General features: G+C 36.1%; 17 protein-coding genes and 1 other annotated feature. Of the genes, 2 read left to right on the plus strand and 15 right to left on the minus strand.

Annotation, left to right across the window (positions count from 1 at the left end):
- Nucleotides 1-200 precede the first annotated feature (200 nt).
- The 3 genes from CLOS_RS10230 to CLOS_RS10240 form a co-directional block, all read right to left on the minus strand.
- The gene (locus CLOS_RS10230) at nt 201-2,453 is read right to left on the minus strand and encodes an S-layer homology domain-containing protein (protein WP_012159814.1); all 2,253 of its coding nucleotides are present in this window, start codon (nt 2,451-2,453) and stop codon (nt 201-203) included.
- Nucleotides 2,454-2,531: 78 nt separating this feature from the next.
- Nucleotides 2,532-3,323, minus strand: a complete 792-nt coding sequence (yqeB, locus tag CLOS_RS10235; protein WP_012159815.1) for a selenium-dependent molybdenum cofactor biosynthesis protein YqeB — start codon at nt 3,321-3,323, stop codon at nt 2,532-2,534.
- A 325-nt stretch (nt 3,324-3,648) separates the two neighbouring features.
- On the minus strand, nt 3,649-5,037 hold the full coding sequence (locus CLOS_RS10240; protein ID WP_012159816.1) for an MATE family efflux transporter: 1,389 nt from the start codon (nt 5,035-5,037) through the stop codon (nt 3,649-3,651).
- Between the two features lie 232 nt (nt 5,038-5,269).
- Between CLOS_RS10240 and CLOS_RS10245 the strand changes: the two genes are divergently transcribed.
- Complete coding sequence (locus CLOS_RS10245) at nt 5,270-5,761, plus strand: YajQ family cyclic di-GMP-binding protein (RefSeq protein WP_012159817.1); 492 nt, start codon at nt 5,270-5,272, stop codon at nt 5,759-5,761.
- Between the two features lie 67 nt (nt 5,762-5,828).
- Here the strand turns inward: CLOS_RS10245 and CLOS_RS10250 are convergent, their stop codons facing one another.
- The 12 genes from CLOS_RS10250 to infC form a co-directional block, all read right to left on the minus strand.
- Nucleotides 5,829-6,518 (minus strand): phosphatase PAP2 family protein, encoded by a 690-nt coding sequence (locus CLOS_RS10250; protein ID WP_156774440.1) that lies wholly within the window; start codon nt 6,516-6,518, stop codon nt 5,829-5,831.
- Between the two features lie 232 nt (nt 6,519-6,750).
- Complete coding sequence (locus CLOS_RS10255; protein WP_012159819.1) at nt 6,751-9,264, minus strand: U32 family peptidase; 2,514 nt, start codon at nt 9,262-9,264, stop codon at nt 6,751-6,753.
- A 134-nt stretch (nt 9,265-9,398) separates the two neighbouring features.
- Nucleotides 9,399-9,932, minus strand: a complete 534-nt coding sequence (zapA, locus tag CLOS_RS15305) for a cell division protein ZapA (protein ID WP_198006280.1) — start codon at nt 9,930-9,932, stop codon at nt 9,399-9,401.
- A gap of 169 nt (nt 9,933-10,101) precedes the next feature.
- Nucleotides 10,102-12,495, minus strand: a complete 2,394-nt coding sequence (pheT, locus tag CLOS_RS10265) for a phenylalanine--tRNA ligase subunit beta (protein WP_041719239.1) — start codon at nt 12,493-12,495, stop codon at nt 10,102-10,104.
- Between the two features lie 16 nt (nt 12,496-12,511).
- Nucleotides 12,512-13,531: a phenylalanine--tRNA ligase subunit alpha gene (pheS, locus tag CLOS_RS10270; protein ID WP_012159822.1), complete on the minus strand. Its 1,020-nt coding sequence runs from the start codon at nt 13,529-13,531 to the stop codon at nt 12,512-12,514.
- A 162-nt stretch (nt 13,532-13,693) separates the two neighbouring features.
- Nucleotides 13,694-13,927, minus strand: a binding site (T-box leader).
- A 14-nt stretch (nt 13,928-13,941) separates the two neighbouring features.
- On the minus strand, nt 13,942-14,037 hold the full coding sequence (locus CLOS_RS15930; RefSeq protein ID WP_156774441.1) for a YqzL family protein: 96 nt from the start codon (nt 14,035-14,037) through the stop codon (nt 13,942-13,944).
- Nucleotides 14,038-14,127: 90 nt separating this feature from the next.
- On the minus strand, nt 14,128-14,964 hold the full coding sequence (locus CLOS_RS10275; protein ID WP_012159823.1) for a TrmH family RNA methyltransferase: 837 nt from the start codon (nt 14,962-14,964) through the stop codon (nt 14,128-14,130).
- 13 nt (nt 14,965-14,977) lie between these two features.
- Complete coding sequence (locus CLOS_RS10280; protein ID WP_012159824.1) at nt 14,978-15,622, minus strand: potassium channel family protein; 645 nt, start codon at nt 15,620-15,622, stop codon at nt 14,978-14,980.
- 11 nt (nt 15,623-15,633) lie between these two features.
- The gene (locus CLOS_RS10285) at nt 15,634-16,983 is read right to left on the minus strand and encodes a TrkH family potassium uptake protein (protein WP_012159825.1); all 1,350 of its coding nucleotides are present in this window, start codon (nt 16,981-16,983) and stop codon (nt 15,634-15,636) included.
- A gap of 164 nt (nt 16,984-17,147) precedes the next feature.
- Nucleotides 17,148-17,507, minus strand: a complete 360-nt coding sequence (gene rplT / locus CLOS_RS10290) for a 50S ribosomal protein L20 (RefSeq protein ID WP_012159826.1) — start codon at nt 17,505-17,507, stop codon at nt 17,148-17,150.
- Between the two features lie 31 nt (nt 17,508-17,538).
- The gene (gene rpmI, locus CLOS_RS10295; protein WP_012159827.1) at nt 17,539-17,733 is read right to left on the minus strand and encodes a 50S ribosomal protein L35; all 195 of its coding nucleotides are present in this window, start codon (nt 17,731-17,733) and stop codon (nt 17,539-17,541) included.
- Between the two features lie 20 nt (nt 17,734-17,753).
- Nucleotides 17,754-18,272 (minus strand): translation initiation factor IF-3, encoded by a 519-nt coding sequence (gene infC, locus CLOS_RS10300; protein ID WP_083757157.1) that lies wholly within the window; start codon nt 18,270-18,272, stop codon nt 17,754-17,756.
- Nucleotides 18,273-18,767: 495 nt separating this feature from the next.
- Here infC and ftsH point away from each other — a divergent pair, with 495 nt between their 5' ends.
- Nucleotides 18,768-20,249: an ATP-dependent zinc metalloprotease FtsH gene (gene ftsH / locus CLOS_RS10305; protein ID WP_242649568.1), complete on the plus strand. Its 1,482-nt coding sequence runs from the start codon at nt 18,768-18,770 to the stop codon at nt 20,247-20,249.
- Nucleotides 20,250-20,270 lie beyond the last annotated feature (21 nt).

Genomic DNA, 20,270 nt, shown 5'->3' on the forward strand with positions numbered 1-20,270 from the left:
TCACAGATTCATTTCTTTTATAGAACAAATTATCTCCGCTTTCAATGAGGATGTCTCGAAACAAATATTTTTAGATTGTAAATGAATAAAAACCATGCATAAAGGAAGAATTCAGCTTCTTTTATACATGGTTTCTGTATCCATAGGCTGTCTTATGCGTTGTAAAACAGCCCCGATATTTTATTTTTTCATAGCGTATTTTATTTAATATCCTTGTAGTTCATGATAAACTGATACATATTATGAATGAATTCTCCTCTTTCTATATTTCTTTCTGGTCCAAATTCAGATGCCGCTTTTTTGTCTCCAAATATATTATGGTACTTTGCTAATGCCACATAACCTGAATCGGCAGCATTAATAGCCTCAGCATCCTCATATGGTACTTGGAATATATCTGAATATGTTGCCAGTTCCTTTTGCTTCATCGCATGAATCATCCACTTTGTCAGCTCAAGCTTGCTGATCTTTTCATCCGGTCTAAAGTAATCATCGACTTCAATGATATCCAGTTCAAGACCAGTTTTAATATACTCATAGTATGGATGATCTTTAGGGATATCTTTAAAAGATACCGCCACTTGATTATTTGAACTAGAATATCGATTCATATCATAGGCTTTATTACTACGTCCTAGTTCGATAATCCACTTCAGCGCATCTTTTCTAAGAAGGCTTTCCGCTGGTTTAAATTGATCCTCAGATACATTCAATATGCCCATTTTATCCATTAAGAGAATGCTCTTTTCATAAGGTGTACCTGCTATATCTGTAAACGCTTTCTTTGTAAGATCCAATTCTTTAAAATCTTCTCCAGAGTAATCTAATACCTTTCCTGCTACAGCATCGATATATACAAAGTTAAATCCTTTCAATCCATATACAGGAAGTAGCTCCTTCATAGGAAGTTCTAAACCTTTCGCTTTCAATTCATTCTGATCCTTTAGTTGTACCAAATATTTTTCAAATCCAACTTTATTATAGAAGATATCATGAGCTTTATCTTTTGATAAGATATTGCCTTGGCTCTGCACTTGTACATCGTACCATCTATAGCTGAAGCTCATAATTTCAGAGTTTTCAGCATTGAAGCTTATATTCACATAATTATCGTCGAATGGAATATTATTCACTGTTCTTGTACCTACCACCAAAATTTCCTCACCATTTAAATTCTCTGATTGCACTTCGAATTTTAATTCATTTTTTACTTTAGGTAGTATTGCTTTGATGGTTTCTTCTGCAAGCTTTCTATACTTACTACCATCTATTTTTTCGCCTTCAGATTTTGTTCTCATCTCTTCAGAAGGATACACTTTGTTTCCTCTGTAGGAAATCTCCAGCAACTCGCCATTTTCAGCATTTAAAACTGCATATAAATAAACGCTATTTTCCTCAGAGTACCAATGCACTGTCCAGAATTTCCCTTTCATTCCTGCATACCCATTGGTATAGCTGGAACTCTTTAATTGAATATCCTTTAGATCGATATGCTTGCTCAACATATCGACTACGATCTGCGCTGCCTTCTCTTTTGAAAGAACGCCTTTTTCAGGAATCATTTCCGCTCCACCAGTTTGATTGCTGGTACCATCTTTCACCATTTCCCCTAATTCTTCTCTAAATGGATATTCATAGAAATTCCAATTATAAAGTTCCTCGTAGGAAAGTAATTTCCCTGTTATTGCATCTATTTTGTCCGTTTCTACTGGAGCATAGATATATACTGGTGTGATCACTACATTTTTGCCTTCCCCATTATTATATTTGTTCAATGCTACGTATTTTAGTACCAGTCGATCTTCTTTTCCAAATATCTCCTTTACTTTTTCTTCACTTAATAATGGTTTGTTTCCAGCGTACGTTGCATCGTCATCCCACTGCATTTCATAAGAAGTCACTTCTCCTGCTCCGGATACTGTAATTCTAAAGTAGTTTTTTGTAAAAAATTCTCCTTCCATCTTTCGAACGAACATAAAGCTATAGGTACTATGATCGTCCTCTCCCCTTCTGATTCCATAGGGAATAATGGTAGGTGCCTTTACTGTCACTTCTTCAGTTTCCTTAAATTTTTCTTTTTCTAAGGATTGAATAAATTCTACAGCGGTTTTCTTCGCATCTTTTTCCAATACAGTTACTGGCTTTCCATAAGAATCGTTATTCCAATTGTTGAAAGAAACGATTGTGCCTGTATCAGCAGCCATGGAAACAGAAATATTACCGGTGCCCTTTTCAAATTCTAAATTCCAAAATTGCTTTTTATAAAGATCTCTTGTGTGTAAGTTACTGTGTACAAGCTTATAGCTATCATCTAAGTCCAGTCGCTGACGTGCTAGCTTTTCTATTTCCACCTTTGTAAGAATCGACGATTTTACATCGGCATATCCTACAGATGCAAATGCACTTAAAAATAAGCTACACATAATCATCATTGCCATTATTCTTCTCATCATTATAAAAACCTCCTATGCTTCATATTAATTCTTTTGTTTTATTAGACGGATGTGAAATAGAAAAGTTCCCTCTAGCGTTTATTTTTTTATTAAAATGGCTTCCAGTACTGCCCCTGCGATGCATCTTGCTTTTTCTGAAATGGTGGTACGAAAGCTATCCTCTACTCTGGGATCAATATCTCCTATTTTCATCCCTTCCATAACTTGTGCGCCGTCGTGAATGAGCCCTCGAATAACTCCATCTATCTTTGCTTTCACTTCTTCCTCATGGATGAATGCCACAGTTTCTCCAGTTTGAATAGTTTCACCTAGATTTCTAACAACTTTAATGGTTCCTGTCTTTGTAGCTCTCAATACTCTCTCCCATGTATATCCCTTCACGGCACTAGGGGCACCTGTATCATTGGAAGTGTATCCACTGAATATTAGCCGTCCTAAATGGTGGCCTCGATTGGTTTCTATGGCAACATCCACATCTACTCCTGCATTAAATCCGGGCCCTAATCCAATTACAATAGGTGCATCCTCCTTACTTGTTCCCGTATTTTTTTTGGCTATAATGGCATCCACTAGAGCTAAACAATTTACCATTTTTATAATTTTACATTCCCTATCAATCAGTACCGGGATCATCCCTTGATTTAATATTGCAAATGCTTCTTCCAATGTCGTTGATCTTTTGGCTTGAATACCCTCCACTTCCCATATGCCTTCATAGATACAGTTGGCAAAGCTTATATTTCTTCTCACACAAATTGGTTGTTCTATCTCCGTCATGATCACTGTAAAACCACTTCGAAATAATTTATGAGCCACACCTGTGGCTTGTTCGCCAGCACCTTTAATAATAATAACTTCCCCCGCAGTCATTGTCATTCCCCTATTCCATTTTGTATATAATATTCATCCCCACTTATTCTATTTGTGTATGGATATATAAAATCTACTTTCTTATTCTTGTAAATATTCTATATTTTCTTTTATTTACCTTTCTAAGAAAAATTTTTTTTATGATATCATCAATGAATAATCATTTTTTATGGTTTTACAACTCAAATTTGTTTACTCTCTCCGTTCCGTGAAATTGGCATTCGCTCCGTTGATTTACCATCAATTTATTACGCCTTTCAATCCTATAAATTGGGTTAAAGCATAAAAAAACTAGCTTTTAAATAATTAAAAGCTAGTTCTTTTCTTAATCTAATCCAGATATGAAAGGTTTGGTGGAACTTGGAACGGAATCCCTTTCTTTTCCTAGGTTCTTAATTTCAAAGATGATCCAAACGGATGTAACAACAAAGGCCAATGCATCCGCTACCGGTGCCGCCATCCATATTCCATTTAATTTAAAGAATCTCGGTAAAATTAATAACGCTGGTATCAGGAATAGCACTTGTCTCGATAAGCTTAAAATAGCAGCTTGCTTCGGTTTTCCTACAGCTTGGAAATAGTTGGCACTGACGATCTGAAATCCTATAATCGGCATTGCGAAAAAGAATATTCGAATACCGTTTGTTCCAATATCGATTAAGGTTTGATCCCCTTGAGCAAATAGGGATATGAGTTGTACAGGGAAGATTCTAATTAGGAAAAAGCCTATTACAACCAATATTGTAGCTGCTGTTGCCGCATATCGAAAGGTTTGCTTTACTCTATCATACTGCTTCGCTCCATAGTTAAAACCAATGATGGGCTGTGATCCTTGGTTGATACCGAAAATAGGCATCAATATGATTGTAGACACACTATTGATAATTCCCATTGCTGATATGGCAATATCCCCACCGAATTTGCCAAGTTGGCTATTCAGTATGGCAGTAACTAAGCTTGCCGCCAATTGCATCATGAAAGGTGCAAAACCGATGGAGAAAATATCAAAAATGATTTTTCCTTGTAAGCGCAAGTTTTCTTTTCTAAACTTTAGGTTGCTTCTACCACTTATAAAATGGCTCACTACCCAAACGGCAGATGCAGCCTGTGAAATGATGGTTGCCCATGCAGCACCTTCAATGCCCATCTTGAATCCATAGATAAAGATTGGGTCTAAAATTGTATTGCTGATGGCTCCAATTAACATTGAAAGCATAGCAATCTTAGGATTTCCTTCAGCTCTGATGATATTATTTATACCGAACCCAATCCCTTGGAAAACGGCACCATATAGAATGATTCTTAAGTAGGCCTTTGCATAAGGCATTACATCAGCACTAGCACCAAAAATTCTTAACAGGGGTTCAAGAAAAATTAAACCGCTGACAGTCATTATCAACATGATAATAACCAATAGCGTCATAGAGTTTCCCATGATTTTTTCCGCTTCATCTTTTCTATCTTGTCCCAGTTTAATGGATATCAAAGAAGTTGCACCTAATCCAACAAGCATCGTAAAGGCCATTAAAATAATCATAATAGGGAAACCGATGGTGATTGCTGCTATGGCTAAAGAGCCAACACCCCTTCCAACGAAGATTCGATCTACGATGTTATACAGTGCATTTACTAACATTCCTACGATAGCTGGAACAGAAAATGTTAATAATAGTTTTCCAATTTTTTCTTCTGCCAATTGTTTTGAACGATCCATGCTATATCTCCTCCTTGCATTTCTGTATCTCTTTTATGGAATACCCCCATTAAAAGCATATCCTGCTATTATATATCTTTTCACCATTCCTGTCAATAACCATTCTTTATAAGCTATTCTTTCCTTCCTAGGCTTAAAATATCAAATTGATACAATTTTAAGAATACACCTAGACTTTTATAGGTTGGAGACTATATAATATTAATTAATTATGTAGAATGGAGGAATAGATATGGCAAAGGACAACTCTTTTGATATTGTTTCACAAATTGACCTTCAAGAGGTGGATAATGCTATTAACCAATCGAGTAAGGAGATTTCTCAGCGTTTTGATTTAAAAGGAACAAATACAACCGTTGAAAGAAATGATACAGAAATATCCATCAATGCTCCTGACGATATGAAGCTAAAAAACGTTGTAGATATTTTACAAACAAAACTTACCCAAAGAGGTATTTCATTAAAAGCTTTAGAATATGGGAAAATCGAACATGCTCTTGGTGGCAGAGCAAAGCAAGTAATTAAGCTACAGCAGGGAATCGATAAAGATCAGGCTAAAAAAATAACGACTTTAATTAAAGATTCTAAAATTAAGGTTCAAGCATCGATCCAAGGGGAATCTGTTCGAGTCTCTGGAAAAAATCGTGATGACCTTCAAGCAGCGATTCAATTACTAAAGGAAGCAGATCTTCCTATGAATCTACAGTTTACAAACTATAGATAATATATACTCACAATCTAAAAGCTCACTGAAATGAGATCAGTGAGCTTTTAAATTTTATATTTTTTCCTTAGATCCCTTTCTGAGTTGAAACGGATGCTTTTGTATTTTCTACGCCAACTTCTTTTCTTTCCCCAATGAAATCCGGTACCACATAGATGCCTACATATAATACAATGGAGAGCGCTATGGCCCAAATGCCATCTAAGATGGAATGTTGTTTCACTAAAACCGTAGATGCACTGATGGTAACCATAATAATTAGAGAAACCAATTTCAATCCTCTGTTTTTCTTAAATGGCTCATATCCCATTAAGCCAATGTGGATGGCGATGGAATTTAATACGTGAATACTGGGCGCAACATTCGTTGGTGTATCTGTAGCATAAATATACTTCATGGTTCTGGAGAAAATATCATCGCCTGTAATCACTGGACGTAAGCTTTGTCCATTTGGAAATATTCCATAAACGGCATAACAGACACTCATACCGATGAACATAAATAAAAATAAACGATAATAATCCTTTTTTGATACAATCCCTAGATACACAAATCCGAATGCCATATATATGTACCAAAATAAGTAGGGAATCACAAATTCTTTAATAAATGGTATCTTATGATCTAGAGGAGAAAACATATCATATTCTGGAACCACAGTTCTTTCTAAATAATAAAACCAAAGATATAATACGCCATATAATGAAAGTAAAGCAAAATGCTTATAATCATTCCATAATCTTTTTATTGTAACCATTTCAACACCCCATTCGTAAAATATCATCTTATTCCCGCGCATCTCTTTTATTTACGCTTCTCTCTCTTACAAAATCTATTATACCCTATAGAATTTAAATCCCTTTTAATTATTTATGAAGATTTTCTTAAGATTCACTATAAATTTAATTTCGTTATTCAACATTTTAAAGGGAGGAAAAAATAGAGCCGCATTTTATATCCTCTATAAAATACGACTATATATTATATTGTTATTCTACGCCTCTATAGTAATGTCCTCTCGTAAATCCGTCCTTGAAAATACGCTCCACCTCTATATCTTCTTTAGATTTCTCTCCAGTCAACGCTCTATGGATATTTTTTTCAGCCAATTCTAGTAGCTCCTTAATTTCTTCAATGGTTTCATCTGTAAATTCTAATCGAAGCCATTGAACTGGAACATCTTTAAATTCATGCAGTCGATCAATCATAAATAAGGGCTTTGAGTTGAGAATGATCGTTCTTCCCCAATAGTTCTTGGCAATGGGAAAGCTTACATTTTTAGCATCATTGAGTCCAAAATTATAGTGATACTTCGGATATCTGCATTGATTACAGTTATGATCACATTGATTCTCTTGAATAAAAGGACAGTATTCTGTTGTCATAACAACGACCTTACCGTAGATCATCGCTTCCTTTTCTAAAGCATTATTGAAATCTAATTGATAGAGTGAATTGAAATCTAGCTCCGGCGATAAAGTGATGCCATTAAAATCTAAACCCTCAAAAGCATGGATGGAAGGACGATTGAATACATTCAATGTGTAATCCCCAAAGACCGGAAGATTGGCGTGCTCTTTATTCCATCGAATGAGACCCACATCGCCAGCTAAAATTCCATCAAAACTGAGCCCTTCTACTAGGTTTTCTAATCGATCATATTCAGAATTTCTCAAAATATTTGGCGTCCTTAGATAGATTTCCGTCAAAGCAGCAGTGTTTTTTTCTCTACACATTCCGATAGCATCTTTAAATGTGGCAATATCTTCATAGTAAACTCGCCCAACATCGTGTTTTAAAACTTCCTTAAGCTGATGTAAAGTATCCACCTTAACGGACAGTCTTAAAGATGCCAAAGGTTCTTTATTTTTTCTTTCACTGTTGGATATCCAGCTTCTGAGCTTTTCATTAAAATCCTGGTTCTCTATGGTCTCTCTATTGTGCCTATTTTTTCTCAAATCCATCAGCTGATCTACAATCTCTCTTCTCAGACTATTGAGTACAGAAACGGGTACAGAGCAATTTTCACCTAAACTGACATCCAAATGCTCCAATTGAAACGGTGTATTGCCCAGCTTGGATAATTGTTCTAAAAGCTTTTCTTCTGTAACGGCAACCTTAAGAGCCGCTTCCACCACAGCATCGCTTTTTGCTTCTACAGCATGCCCCTCATTGTCCCATAGGCATACTTTGATCTTTTCATTGAGCTCCACTTGAACCTTTCCATACAATGGGATCTTCTTATATTCCTTGTCCTGTGCATAAGTTTTCTCCAGTGCATCCATTAAAGAAAGATTCAATGTTTTATATACTTGATCTCCTTTTTGTACACTGCATCTCATCTCTAGCTCTACAACCTCACCTTTTTTAGCCTCTTTAACCAATTGATGATCTCTATAGATATTTCGAATATTGCCACCCATATCATCTGTAGACTCATTCCAAATCTCGACGCCATCGCCCACAGCGATATCCACTTCTAACTTAATCCGAAATCGATTTTCTTTCCTGTTTACATCTTCTATCCGACCTAGGTATAAGCCTCTGTTATTGGGTTTTTCAATATTAATAACCTCAGCCTTAGGGCTATGGAATAAATGTCCCTTGGTGAACTTTCGATTAAACATCTGTGCTATTTCTTCCTGCAATTGATCATCCTTCAGTGCTTTTCGATCACTTAAATACAGATCGATTGCCTTTCTATAGCCACGAACGATGGAAGCCACATACTGTGGTTTTTTCATGCGTCCTTCAATTTTAAAGGATGTAACACCAGCCTCTATAAGCTGACCAATTTCTTCTAAGGTATTTAGGTCCCTCATGCTCAGATGGAAGGATCGACCCTTATTTAAAAATTCTCCAGACTTCAAAATTTCTTTATCTCTATTTAGCTTCAATAGGTTATATTGTCTTCTGCATGGCTGTGCACAGCGACCTCTATTGCCGCTTCTACCACCAATAAAGCTACTCATTAAGCATTGCCCTGAATAGGAAACACATAACGCACCGTGTATAAAGACTTCTAGTTCCATACCTGTAGCATCATAAATATCTTTGATTTCTTCGATGGTCACTTCCCTTGATAAAACCACCCTACTGACACCCATTTCTTTTAATACTTCCACGCCTTGTCTATTATGCAAGGTCATTTGGGTACTGGCATGGATTTCAAAATCTGGAAACAACTCTTTAATCAGATGAAAAACACCCATATCCTGAACAATAACAGCATCCACATCAATCTCATATAGGAATTTTATGTATTCCATTAGAGTTTCGATCTCCTCATCCTTCACTAAGATGTTTACTGTAACGTATACTTTCACCCCTCTAATGTGTGCATAGGATACAGCTTCTTTCATTGCTTCTCTATCAAAATTTGAAGCGTAGGCTCTCGCTCCAAAGTCCTGTCCACCTAAATAAATTGCATCGGCACCATTTTGAACAGCGGCTTTTAAAGCCTCTAGGTTTCCTGCTGGTGCTAATAATTCAATCTGTTGCATATTCGTCAACCTCTCTTGTATTCTTGTTACCTTTCATTCTTCCAGTATCTGTTGCTTACCCATAGAATGCATAAAAGTAGTGATCTTTCATATTATACCACTACTTTCAAGGAAAAAGATTAATTTAAATTTTTTTAAAATCGTTTTGGTTTATTATGATTGTTTTTGGACATAGAGTCTTCCAGCTCTTTCGTCGCTTGCACCAGCTTAATTTGATTGTCAAATAGTTTGTTTTGAAGATCGTTAATTAAAGCCTGCGCCTTTTCCAAATCTTCATCCTTTGCCTGCAATTGAGCTCTTAATAGAGTGACTTCTTCATCTTCCTCCATATTTGTTTCAATTTCTCGAATTTTATTTTCAAGATTGGAACATTCCTCATTTTTTTCGTTTAATTTTCCATGGAGAGCTTCAATATACGCCTCCATTTCCGCAACCTTTTCCTTTGGTCGCTCCATTTCTTGCTGTAGTTCCTCTACAAGTCTTTTCAACTTTAAATACTGATCAGAAATATTGATACAGGTTAGTACTGCAATCATCGAAGTGCTAAGCCTCTTATTGGCTCTTGCTACGGCTTCCATGTTATCATCAACAAAGCTCCCTACTTTTAATAGGTATTCCTTTGGCTCTGCACCTACAATCGGATATTCTTGACCATTTATTTTAACCAAAACTTTATTCTTCTGGCTCATATGTATATCAGCTCCTTCTTCCTAGAAGTTGTTGTTATATATTTTCTGTATATCTTCAAAATATCCTGCTAGAAATAATTATTTTTAAAATTATTTTATACTTTGGGTCCCATATTTTAAGTATAACAGAAAAAGGAGCTAAAGCCCCTTATTCTCTGAGTGATCCTTCCAGTTTTTCTCTAATCTCCGCTAAGATTCGGTTGTGACTCGCATTGACTTCTTCGTCTGTTAATGTACGTTCTTTATTTCTATAAGTGATGGTGTATGCAATACTTTTAAAGCCTTCTTTAATTTGGCTTCCTTGGTAAACGTCAAATAGTTTAAAGCTTTCTAATAGCTTGCCACCTTGATTTTTAATAATATCTTCAATTTCCTTTACAAGGACAGTTTCTTTTACAACCACAGCAAAGTCTCTCGTTATAGATGGATACTTTGGAAGAGGCTGATAGATTCTTTCCATGTTTGTAAGCGCTATCACTGCACCGAAATCGATTTCAGCACAGTAACATCTTTGGCTTAAGTCATAGTTTTCTACGACCATCGGATGCAGCTCACCGAGAACCCCTATAAATTTACCTTCTATTACGATATTGGCACATCTGCCTGGATGATAACTTGGATGATTTCGCTCTACAGTAAACTCATATCCCTCAATACCAAGTCCCTTTAGCAAAGCCTCTACAAATCCCTTTAAGGTGAAGAAATCTTCCTTGCCATACATAGCCATTACTAAGTTCGGTATTTCTACTGGTAGCTCTTGTAACGCTTCCGTCTTTGGAATAAAGATTTGTCCGATTTCAAATGCTCTCATTTCTTCCACCTTACGATTATTGTTTCGAGCAGCAACATCCAATATATTTGGCAGTAAGCTGGTTCTCATTACACTGGTTTCGTCGCCAAGTGGATTTAAAAGTTTGATCATGTTCCTTTTAATGCTATCCTCGCCGAGGTTAATCATCTCAATACTTTTTGGACTAACGAATGAATAAGTTAGAATTTCATTAAAGCCCATTCCATTCAATAGTTTTCTCGTAGAATCTTCGATGATTTGTTTTTCAGGCTTACCGCCAACCGCGATATTTCCCTTTGCCATGGTAGCTGGGATTCGATCATATCCAAAAATCCGGCCCACTTCCTCTGCAAAATCGGCTTCCATTACAAGGTCCATTCTGTATGTTGGTACTGTAACCTCCATGGTATCATTGTAATCGACCGCTTTAATTTCTAGCTTTCTGAAGATCTCAACCATATCTGCATTGCTGATATTCGTACCTAATAATGCATTGATCTTTCTAGGTCTGATTGTTGTTGTATAGGGCTTCACTTCATTGGGATAAACATCCACTGCCCCTTCTAAAACTTCACCAGCGTTTAGCTCTACAATCAGCTGGCAAACTCTATCCGCAGCGATTCTAGTAATATTCGGATCCACACCCTTTTCAAACCTTGCGGAAGCTTCCGTTCTTAGCGCTAGTTGCTTCGATGTCAATCTCGTACTATTGTTATTGAAATGTGCAGATTCTATCAGAATAGTTTTTGTGCCTTCTGTTACTTCCGATTGCTCCCCACCCATAACGCCAGCAATGGCTAAAGATTTATCGTTGTCTGCAATTACAGTCATAGAAGATTTTAATTTTCTTTCCATTCCGTCCAGCGTTACAAAAACCTCGTCTTCCTTCGCTTTTTTAACGATGATTTTGTTTCCTGCAACGTAAGATAAGTCAAAGGCATGAAGCGGTTGGCCGTACTCTAGCATTACATAGTTTGTAATGTCCACCATATTATTGATTGGGCGAATGCCAGCACTCATCAGCCTTTGCTGCATCCATTGAGGAGACGGTTCTATTTTTACATTTTTAACGACCCTTGCCACATATCTGCTACAGCCTTCTGTGTCTTCAATTTCTACAGCGATATGATCCGATGTCTTTTCTTCAATTTCTTTCACTTCAATTTTAGGATATTGAACAGCTTCGCCTAATGTAGCGGCAACCTCTCTTGCCATCCCGATCATACTTAAACAATCTGGTCGATTTGAAGTAATCTCAAATTCAACCACCTGATCCTTCAGCCCAAGAACCTCTGTAATGTCCTTCCCTAAAGGATAAGCCTGATCCAAGATCCAAATCCCATCTTTATGCTTTTCAGGAATGACAGCTTTCGGAATACCCAGCTCATCTGGAGAACAAAGCATCCCTTCTGAAACCTCGCCTCTCAGCTTTCCTTTCTTGATCTTTACACCTCCAGGAAGTAGCGCACCATGTGTTGCAACTGGAATATAATCCCCTTCTGAAATATTGGTTGCGCCAGTTACGATTTGAAGGATTTGCTCCCCAATATTCACCTGGCAAATCACCAATTTATCTGCATCTGGATGTTGTCGAATACTGTCAATATGACCGACAACGACATTTTTAATGTCTTCTCCCAGAACTTCAATTCCTTCTACCATAGATCCTGACATGGTCATTTTATCTGCCAGTTCAGCAGTATCTATATGTACATTTACATAATCCTTTAGCCAATTTAAAGATACATACATCATCTATTCCTCCTAATTAAAATTGATCGATAAAGCGCATATCGTTTTCAAACAATAAACGAATATCATCAATTCCATATTTTTGCATGGTTAAACGGTCGATTCCCATGCCAAATGCAAATCCACTGTATATCTCAGGATCGATGCCACAATTTCTAAGTACATTTGGATGAACCATACCAGCGCCCAAAACCTCTATCCAGCCGTTTCCTTTACATACACCACAGCCCTTTCCGCCACATTTAAAGCAGGTAGCGTCTACTTCTGCACTGGGTTCTGTAAATGGGAAATTATGTGGTCTAAACTTTATTTTCGTATCTTCTCCAAAGAAGTTTTTAGCAAAAACCTCCAATGTCCCTTTTAGATCCCCCATCGTAATTCCTTCGTCTACTACCAATCCTTCGATTTGATGAAACATTGGAGAGTGTGTTGCATCCGGCGTATCGTTTCTAAAACAACGACCTAAAGATACAATTCGGATCGGTGGCTTTGATTTTTCCATGGTTCTTACCTGTACAGGAGATGTTTGCGTCCTTAAAATTGTGTTTTCATTAAAATAGAAGGTATCGCTCATATCTCTGGACGGATGATTCTTGGCAGCATTTAGACCGTCAAAATTGTAGTATACAGTTTCAATCTCTGGCCCTTCTACAACTTTGAATCCCATGCTGATGAAAATCTCTTTTAAATCATCCATCGCCTGTGTTAGTGGATGTTTTTTCCCCAGCTTAATGGCTTTTCCAGGCATGGTAACATCAATGGTTTCTGCCATTAATTTTTTTTCTAATTCCTTTGATTTCACAGTTGCCTTTGCTTCCTCTAGAGCAGCCTCTATATTCTCCCTAACTAGATTCGCAATTTTACCTACCAAAGGCCTTTCCTCTGCGCTTAAAGCACCCATTCCCCTCAAGATTTCTGTAAGTTCTCCTTTTTTACCTAGATAATGTACTCTCGCTTGCTCTAAAACAGCAGTGGAATCCGCTTGGCTAATTTCTAGCTTAGCTTTTTCCTCTAAAGCTTTTAATTTTGCTTCCATAACAAATCTCCTTTCAAATATATCTTTTTATTCCTATTTTAGTCAGGGTTTTATTATAAATACAAAGTAACATTTGTTCACTTCTATTCACAAATTTATATCACGCTCAATTTAAAATTCTATTTTAAATTACAAGTACAAAAAAATAAAACCTCCATCCCAGAAAGGGACGAAGGTTACACTCCGTGATACCACCCTAATAATCTATTAAAATACCATAGACCACTCGAAGACTATAACGGTGTCTACCGGTAAAACCTACGGTCTCTGTAAAGACTTTCAGAGTTACAGCTCCAGAGCGAACTTCAGCCATACTTGTTATAAGATCCTTCCAGCCAAGGGATCTCTCTCTATTACAACAGTCTATAACTTACTTTTCTCCTTCTACGCTTTTGTTATTGTCTAATTACTTAATTACTTAATTGATAGGTTCTTTTATACATCATATAGGCTGAAATGGAACCTGTCAACTCAAATAATCTCCAAAATACATCATGAGTATTCATCGTTCCCCTCTCCTTCCATTAAACCGTTACATATATTATAACATAGCCTAAAAGCTGGAACAAGGGGATTTTACTAGAAAAGCCAAATTTTTAGAATTTTCTAACGGAATTTGGATGCTTGAAATATTTTTCTTCAGCAGCCTTATAGATTAAAATACTAGCAGCTACAGAAGCATTCAGCGATTCGATTTTTCCTAAAATTGGAATAATTACACGCTGATCTACCTTCGATAATAATGCCTCACTGATACCATTTGCCTCATTGCCGATAATGATACCAATACTGGTATTATAGTCGATATCAATATAGGTTTTGTCTGTGTCTAAATCTGCTGCTATGAGTTTTACTTCATTTTCTTTTAAATCGTCCAACCATCGATCATCATCACATTGGATAATTGGCATGTGGAATATAGCCCCCATGGTAGCTCGGAGAGTTTTGCTATTATAAGGGTCCACACTGCCTTTTGTGATTATGACTGCATCTGCATTAGCACTTTCCGCAGTCCGAATAATCGTTCCCATATTACCCGGGTCTTGTATTCGATCTAAAATAACAAAGAAGAGTTCTTTGCCCTTTTGGGACTTTATTTCCTCTAAGCTTCTATTTTTCATATGGACCACAGCCATGATTCCCTGTGGATTTTCTGTGGTAGAAATCTTGCTGAATAGTTGGCTACTCACCTCATAAAGAGTATATCCAGCCAAAGCGATTTTATCTAATAATTTTTCAGCGCCTTGGGTACTATAGATCTCTTCACTGTAGATAATATAAGCAATGTCCCCGTTATGCTTGACACATTCCTCTACAATCCGCAGCCCTTCCACTGTAAACTGCATATGCTTCATTCTATTTTTTTTAAGTTGAAGTGATTTAACATATTTGATGATGCTATTGGTCTCACTCGTAATCATATTTTTTTCCATTCTATCACCCAATTTATTTTTCAAGCTTTTTTAAAGCTTTATTATTACCGATTACTACAAGAACATCATCTTTCTCAAGTCGATCCATGGCAATCGGTGATACATTAATTTCATGCTTGCGCTTTATGGCCATTACGTTGATGCCGTATTTTGATCTGATATTCAGATCTAGTAAGGTTTTTCCGATCCATTCATCAACAACAGCGATTTCCATCACACTATAATCCGGTGCTAATTCTATATAGTCCAGTACATTGGTGGATACAAGATTATGAGCAACACGCATTCCCATATCTCGTTCCGGAAAAACGACACGATCCGCACCTACCTTATATAATAGTTTTGCATGTATTTCAGTATTTGCTTTAGCCACAACATATCTAACACCTAATTCTTTTACAATAGATGTTGTCAATATGGAAGATTGAAGATTAGAGCCGATGGTAACAATGGCAACATCAAAATTACGGATACCCAAAGTTTTTAAAATTTCCTCATCTGTAGCATCCGCCTGCACAGCATGAGTAACTTTATCCGATATATGTTGAATGATTTCTTCATTACCATCCACAGCTAGTACATCATGTCCCATTTTGTATAAAGTTTCAGCTACGCTACTTCCAAAACGCCCACACCCGATTACAACATATTGTTTCATATTGATCCTTCCTATCCTACTAAAATTTTTCCTTCTGGATATTTGATATTCCCTTTATTTGAGTGTTGCCTTCTAGCCAAAGCAAAAGCAATGGTTAATATGCCTACCCGTCCTGCAAACATCATGGATATCATCAGTATTTTACCGATAATACTCAATTGTGGTGTAATGTTTAACGTAAGTCCAACAGTGGCAAAAGCTGATACCGTTTCGTAAAGGAGTGCGATAAAACTGAATTCACTGTCTGTAATGGTCAGTATCATCGTTACAGATACAATCAGCGTTACACCAATGATTGCAATAGTTAATGCCCGATTCACTAGTTCCCAGGATATTCTTCTTTTAAAGATCTCGGTTTCTTCTTTCCCTCTAATCACACAAATCACAGTAAAAAGAATGACTCCTAAAGTAGTTGTTTTGATCCCACCTGCCGTACCTGCTGGTGATCCACCAATGAACATTAGTATAATAGACAATAAATGGGATGCATCCTTCATAGATACTAAGTCTATAGTATTAAAACCCGCAGTTCTAACTGTTACAGATTGAAAGAAACTTGCCATCCATCTGCTACTAGGGCTTAAACTACCCAATGTATTGACATTTTTCCATTCTATTAAAGCAAATCCAACAGTACCCACTAAAAGTAAAATTGCTGTAATCAGTAAAACCATTTTTGTATGAAGGGATACTCTTTTCAATTTTTTATTTGTAATTACATCGGCAATAACAGAAAAACCAATTCCGCCGATAATAATTAAGAATGCAACAGTTAAAGATACTAAAGGATCCGAAACGTAGGGCATTAAGTTTCTGCCATTTCCTATGAGATCGAAACCTGCATTACAAAAAGCTGAAATTGCATGAAATATAGAATATGCGATGCCCTTCATCCAACCAAATTGAGGAATAAACCTAAATGAAAGAAATAGAGCACCGATTCCTTCCACTGTAAATGTAACGATTAAAACATATTTGGTAAATCGTACAAGTCCTGATAGACTGTATTGATTCAACGCTTCTTGGATAATTAATCTCTCTTTTAACGATATTTTTTTTCCCAATATCACAGCGAACATCGTGGCCACAGACATAAAGCCCAACCCACCAATCTGAATCAATGTGATAATGACAATCTTGCCAAAGGTTGTCCAGTACGTACCTGTGTCTACTACAGATAAACCGGTTACACATACTGCCGATGTCGCAGTAAAAACAGCATTAATAAAACCAACGCTTTCCCCACTTTCAGATGCAATTGGTAAATTTAATAGTAAACCACCCATTAAAATCAACGCTGCAAATCCAATGACCAATACTTGTGTTGGATTTAATTTTACATATTTTTTATTACCTTCCATGCATAAGCACCTTCCATACTTTCATAATCCATTTCTTCTATTAAGTTCATCTATTTTAATGCTCTACTACCTAAAGAATACCCCTTAATGTTTTTTTATAAACCCAATTCGGTGTTTTATTTGAAAATTACAAAGAGTCCTTAACAAACTAAGGACCCTCTTGACTATGCATTTAATTTTTGTTTTGCTGTTTCGACTAATTGTGCGAAACCTTCTTTATCATAAATAGCCATTTCTGAAAGAACTTTTCTGTTCATATCGATACCAGCTAATTTTAATCCATTCATGAATTTTGAATAAGAAAGACCATTTGCTCTAGTAGCCGCATTAATTCTTGTTATCCAAAGCTTTCTAAAATCTCTTTTTCTTAATTTTCTTCCAATATAAGCATATTTTAATGATTTCATTACGAATTGGTTTGCAGGTCTAAACAGTTTACTTCTAGCTCCTCTAAAACCTTTTGCCAATTTTAAAACTTTTTTATGTCTTTTATGTGCTGTTTTACCAGTTTTTACTCTAGCCATTATTTACAACCTCCTTCTCTTCCTGCGTTATCTAATATGGTAATAATTGTGCAATTCTTCTTTGATCACCTTTAAATACAATACCAGCTTTTCTAAGCTTTCTTTTTCTCTTCGGTGACTTTTTAGTTAAAATATGGCTAGTATAAGCCTTACTTCTTTTGATTTTACCTGTACCAGTTTTCTTAAATCTTTTTGCTGCACCTCTGTGAGTTTTCATTTTTGGCATTGATGTTTCCTCCCTTCAAATTATGCGTTTTTCGGAGCCAATATCATAATTAATTGTTTACCTTCTAGCTTCGGTTCTTTTTCTACGGTGCTAACTTCCTCTAATATAGAAGCAAATTGTTTAATTATCGTTTGACCCTTTGTTGTGTTAGCAAGTTCTCGCCCTCTGAATTTCATCGTAACTTTTACTTTGTCTCCATTTTTCAAGAACTTACTAGCATTGTTTGCTTTAACACTTAAATCATGTGATTCAATGCTTGGGCTAAGCCTTACCTCTTTAACATCTACGATTTTTTGATTCTTTCTTGCTTCTTTTTCCTTCTTAGACAATTCATACTTGTATTTGCCAAAATCCATAATCTTGCAAACAGGTGGATTTGCCTGAGGTGCAATTTTTACTAAGTCTAAATTTTTACCATTTGCAAGTTTTTGAGCGTCCTTGGCTGACATAATGCCTAATTGGTCACCATTTGAATCAATTACCCTTACTTCTTTGTCTCTAATTTCTTCATTGATTTGTTGTTCATTGATTTCTTTAATAACTTGACACCTCCTGTGATTTTAAAAATAAATTAAAATAAAAAAATAAGCGGATAGTTAGACTATCCGCATAGTTTCATTATGATTATTGTTGATATTCCTATCAACAAATACAATCAAATTATTGACCTTACTAAGCTGAGCTTTAAGGTGAGAAGCGGATGTCTTCTTCTTTGTTTACTAACACAGTATACCAATCTTATATTCCGTTGTCAACATTTTTTTAAAATAAATATCATTTTTATCATAATATAATGTTTTAAAGGAAAAGACAAGAATTTTTTTCCTAATTTTTTCTATCCATATCATTTATATTTAGATTATTTTTGGACATTATAACATTATAGAATAAACAAGGCGGTGATTAAAAAAGATATGATCAAAAAATATATGAATAAAAATGTATTTAAAATTATAAGAAGTATACTATTCATCTCATATCTAGTTTTAAGTTTTTTTAATTTTAAAAATAAATCGATTCATCATATATTTTCAATGGAAAATAGATTACTGATTTTTGTGGTCACAACATTACTTTTTATCTATTCAAGGAAATTAAATAAGAAACATCAGTATGCACACGCTACAATCAATACGGAGAAAAAGGAAAAAGATCTTAATAGTAACGAATTTTTCACAAAACCGAAGGTTACTTTTGAAGATGTTGCAGGATTGGAAGAGATTAAAGAAGAGCTCTCCGAAGTGATTGATTTTATTAATCAATCTGAAAAATATCACAAGATGGGTGCCAAGATTCCTAAAGGGATTCTTTTTTATGGTCCTCCTGGGACTGGCAAAACATTACTTGCCTCTGCTGTAGCTGGTGAGACAAAGTCTGCTTTCTTTTCTGCTAGTGGTTCTGAATTTGTAGAGAAATATGTAGGGGTCGGTGCGAAAAGAGTTCGTACACTTTTTGAAAAAGCTAGAAAAGAGGCGCCTAGTGTCATCTTTATTGATGAGATTGATGCCATTGGGGCAAAGAGACATATTGATAGTAATAATGAAAAGGATCAGACATTGAACCAGCTCTTAGTTGAATTGGATGGTTTTAATACAGATCAGACCGTGGTAGTAATTGCAGCAACCAATCGCTTAGATCTGCTAGACGAAGCACTTCTACGCCCAGGTAGATTTGATCGCCATATGTACATTAGCAATCCCAACGTCAAAGCTAGAGAAGAGATTCTAAAGGTACATACAAAGAACAAGCCTTTAGATCCTAGTATTAATATCGCAGATTTAGCTCGCAAAACCCACGGGATGAGTGGTGCACATATATCAAATGTTGCCAATGAAGCAGCCATTATTGCTGTTCGAGAGAATCAACAGATCATTAGTATCTCCCACTTTGAGCAAGCAATCGAACGAGTTATTGCTGGACTACAAATTAAAAACCCAACAATTCTACCAAGGGAAAGAGAAGTCGTATCGTACCACGAAGCAGGCCATGCGCTCATAGGGAAAATATTGAACACCGATATGGTTCAAAAAGTTTCGATCATTCCAAGAGGGCAGGCCTTAGGCTATGTGATTCACATGCCACAGGATGATCGATATATTTTAACAAAAGAAGAGCTCTGCAACAAAATCATGGTCATGCTGGGTGGAAGAGCTGCTGAAGATTTAATATTTAACCATCTCTCTACAGGTGCCAAGGATGATTTAAAAAAAGTTACAGAAATTGCAATGCAAATGGTATGCGAATATGGCATGAGTAATTTAGGTTTTGTGTATAATGAACCTCCAATGATTCACTCTTTAAGTGATTCGATCAATAAAGAGATCAATACAATCGTTGATGAATGCTACGAGAAAGCCTATGGTTATTTAAAAGAATATAAGAATGAGCTCAGTAAAATATCGACAGCTCTTTTAGAAAAGGAATCCTTAAATAGCAATGAACTAGATCAATTGCTTGGAGATTTCATAAATCCTGATACTGGAGATAGTGAAAAAGAAAAACTGGAAGCAGTATAGCCTCAAATAAAATGCTCCTAA

Source organism: Alkaliphilus oremlandii OhILAs (assembly GCF_000018325.1).
Lineage (GTDB): Bacteria > Bacillota > Clostridia > Peptostreptococcales > Natronincolaceae > Alkaliphilus_B > Alkaliphilus_B oremlandii.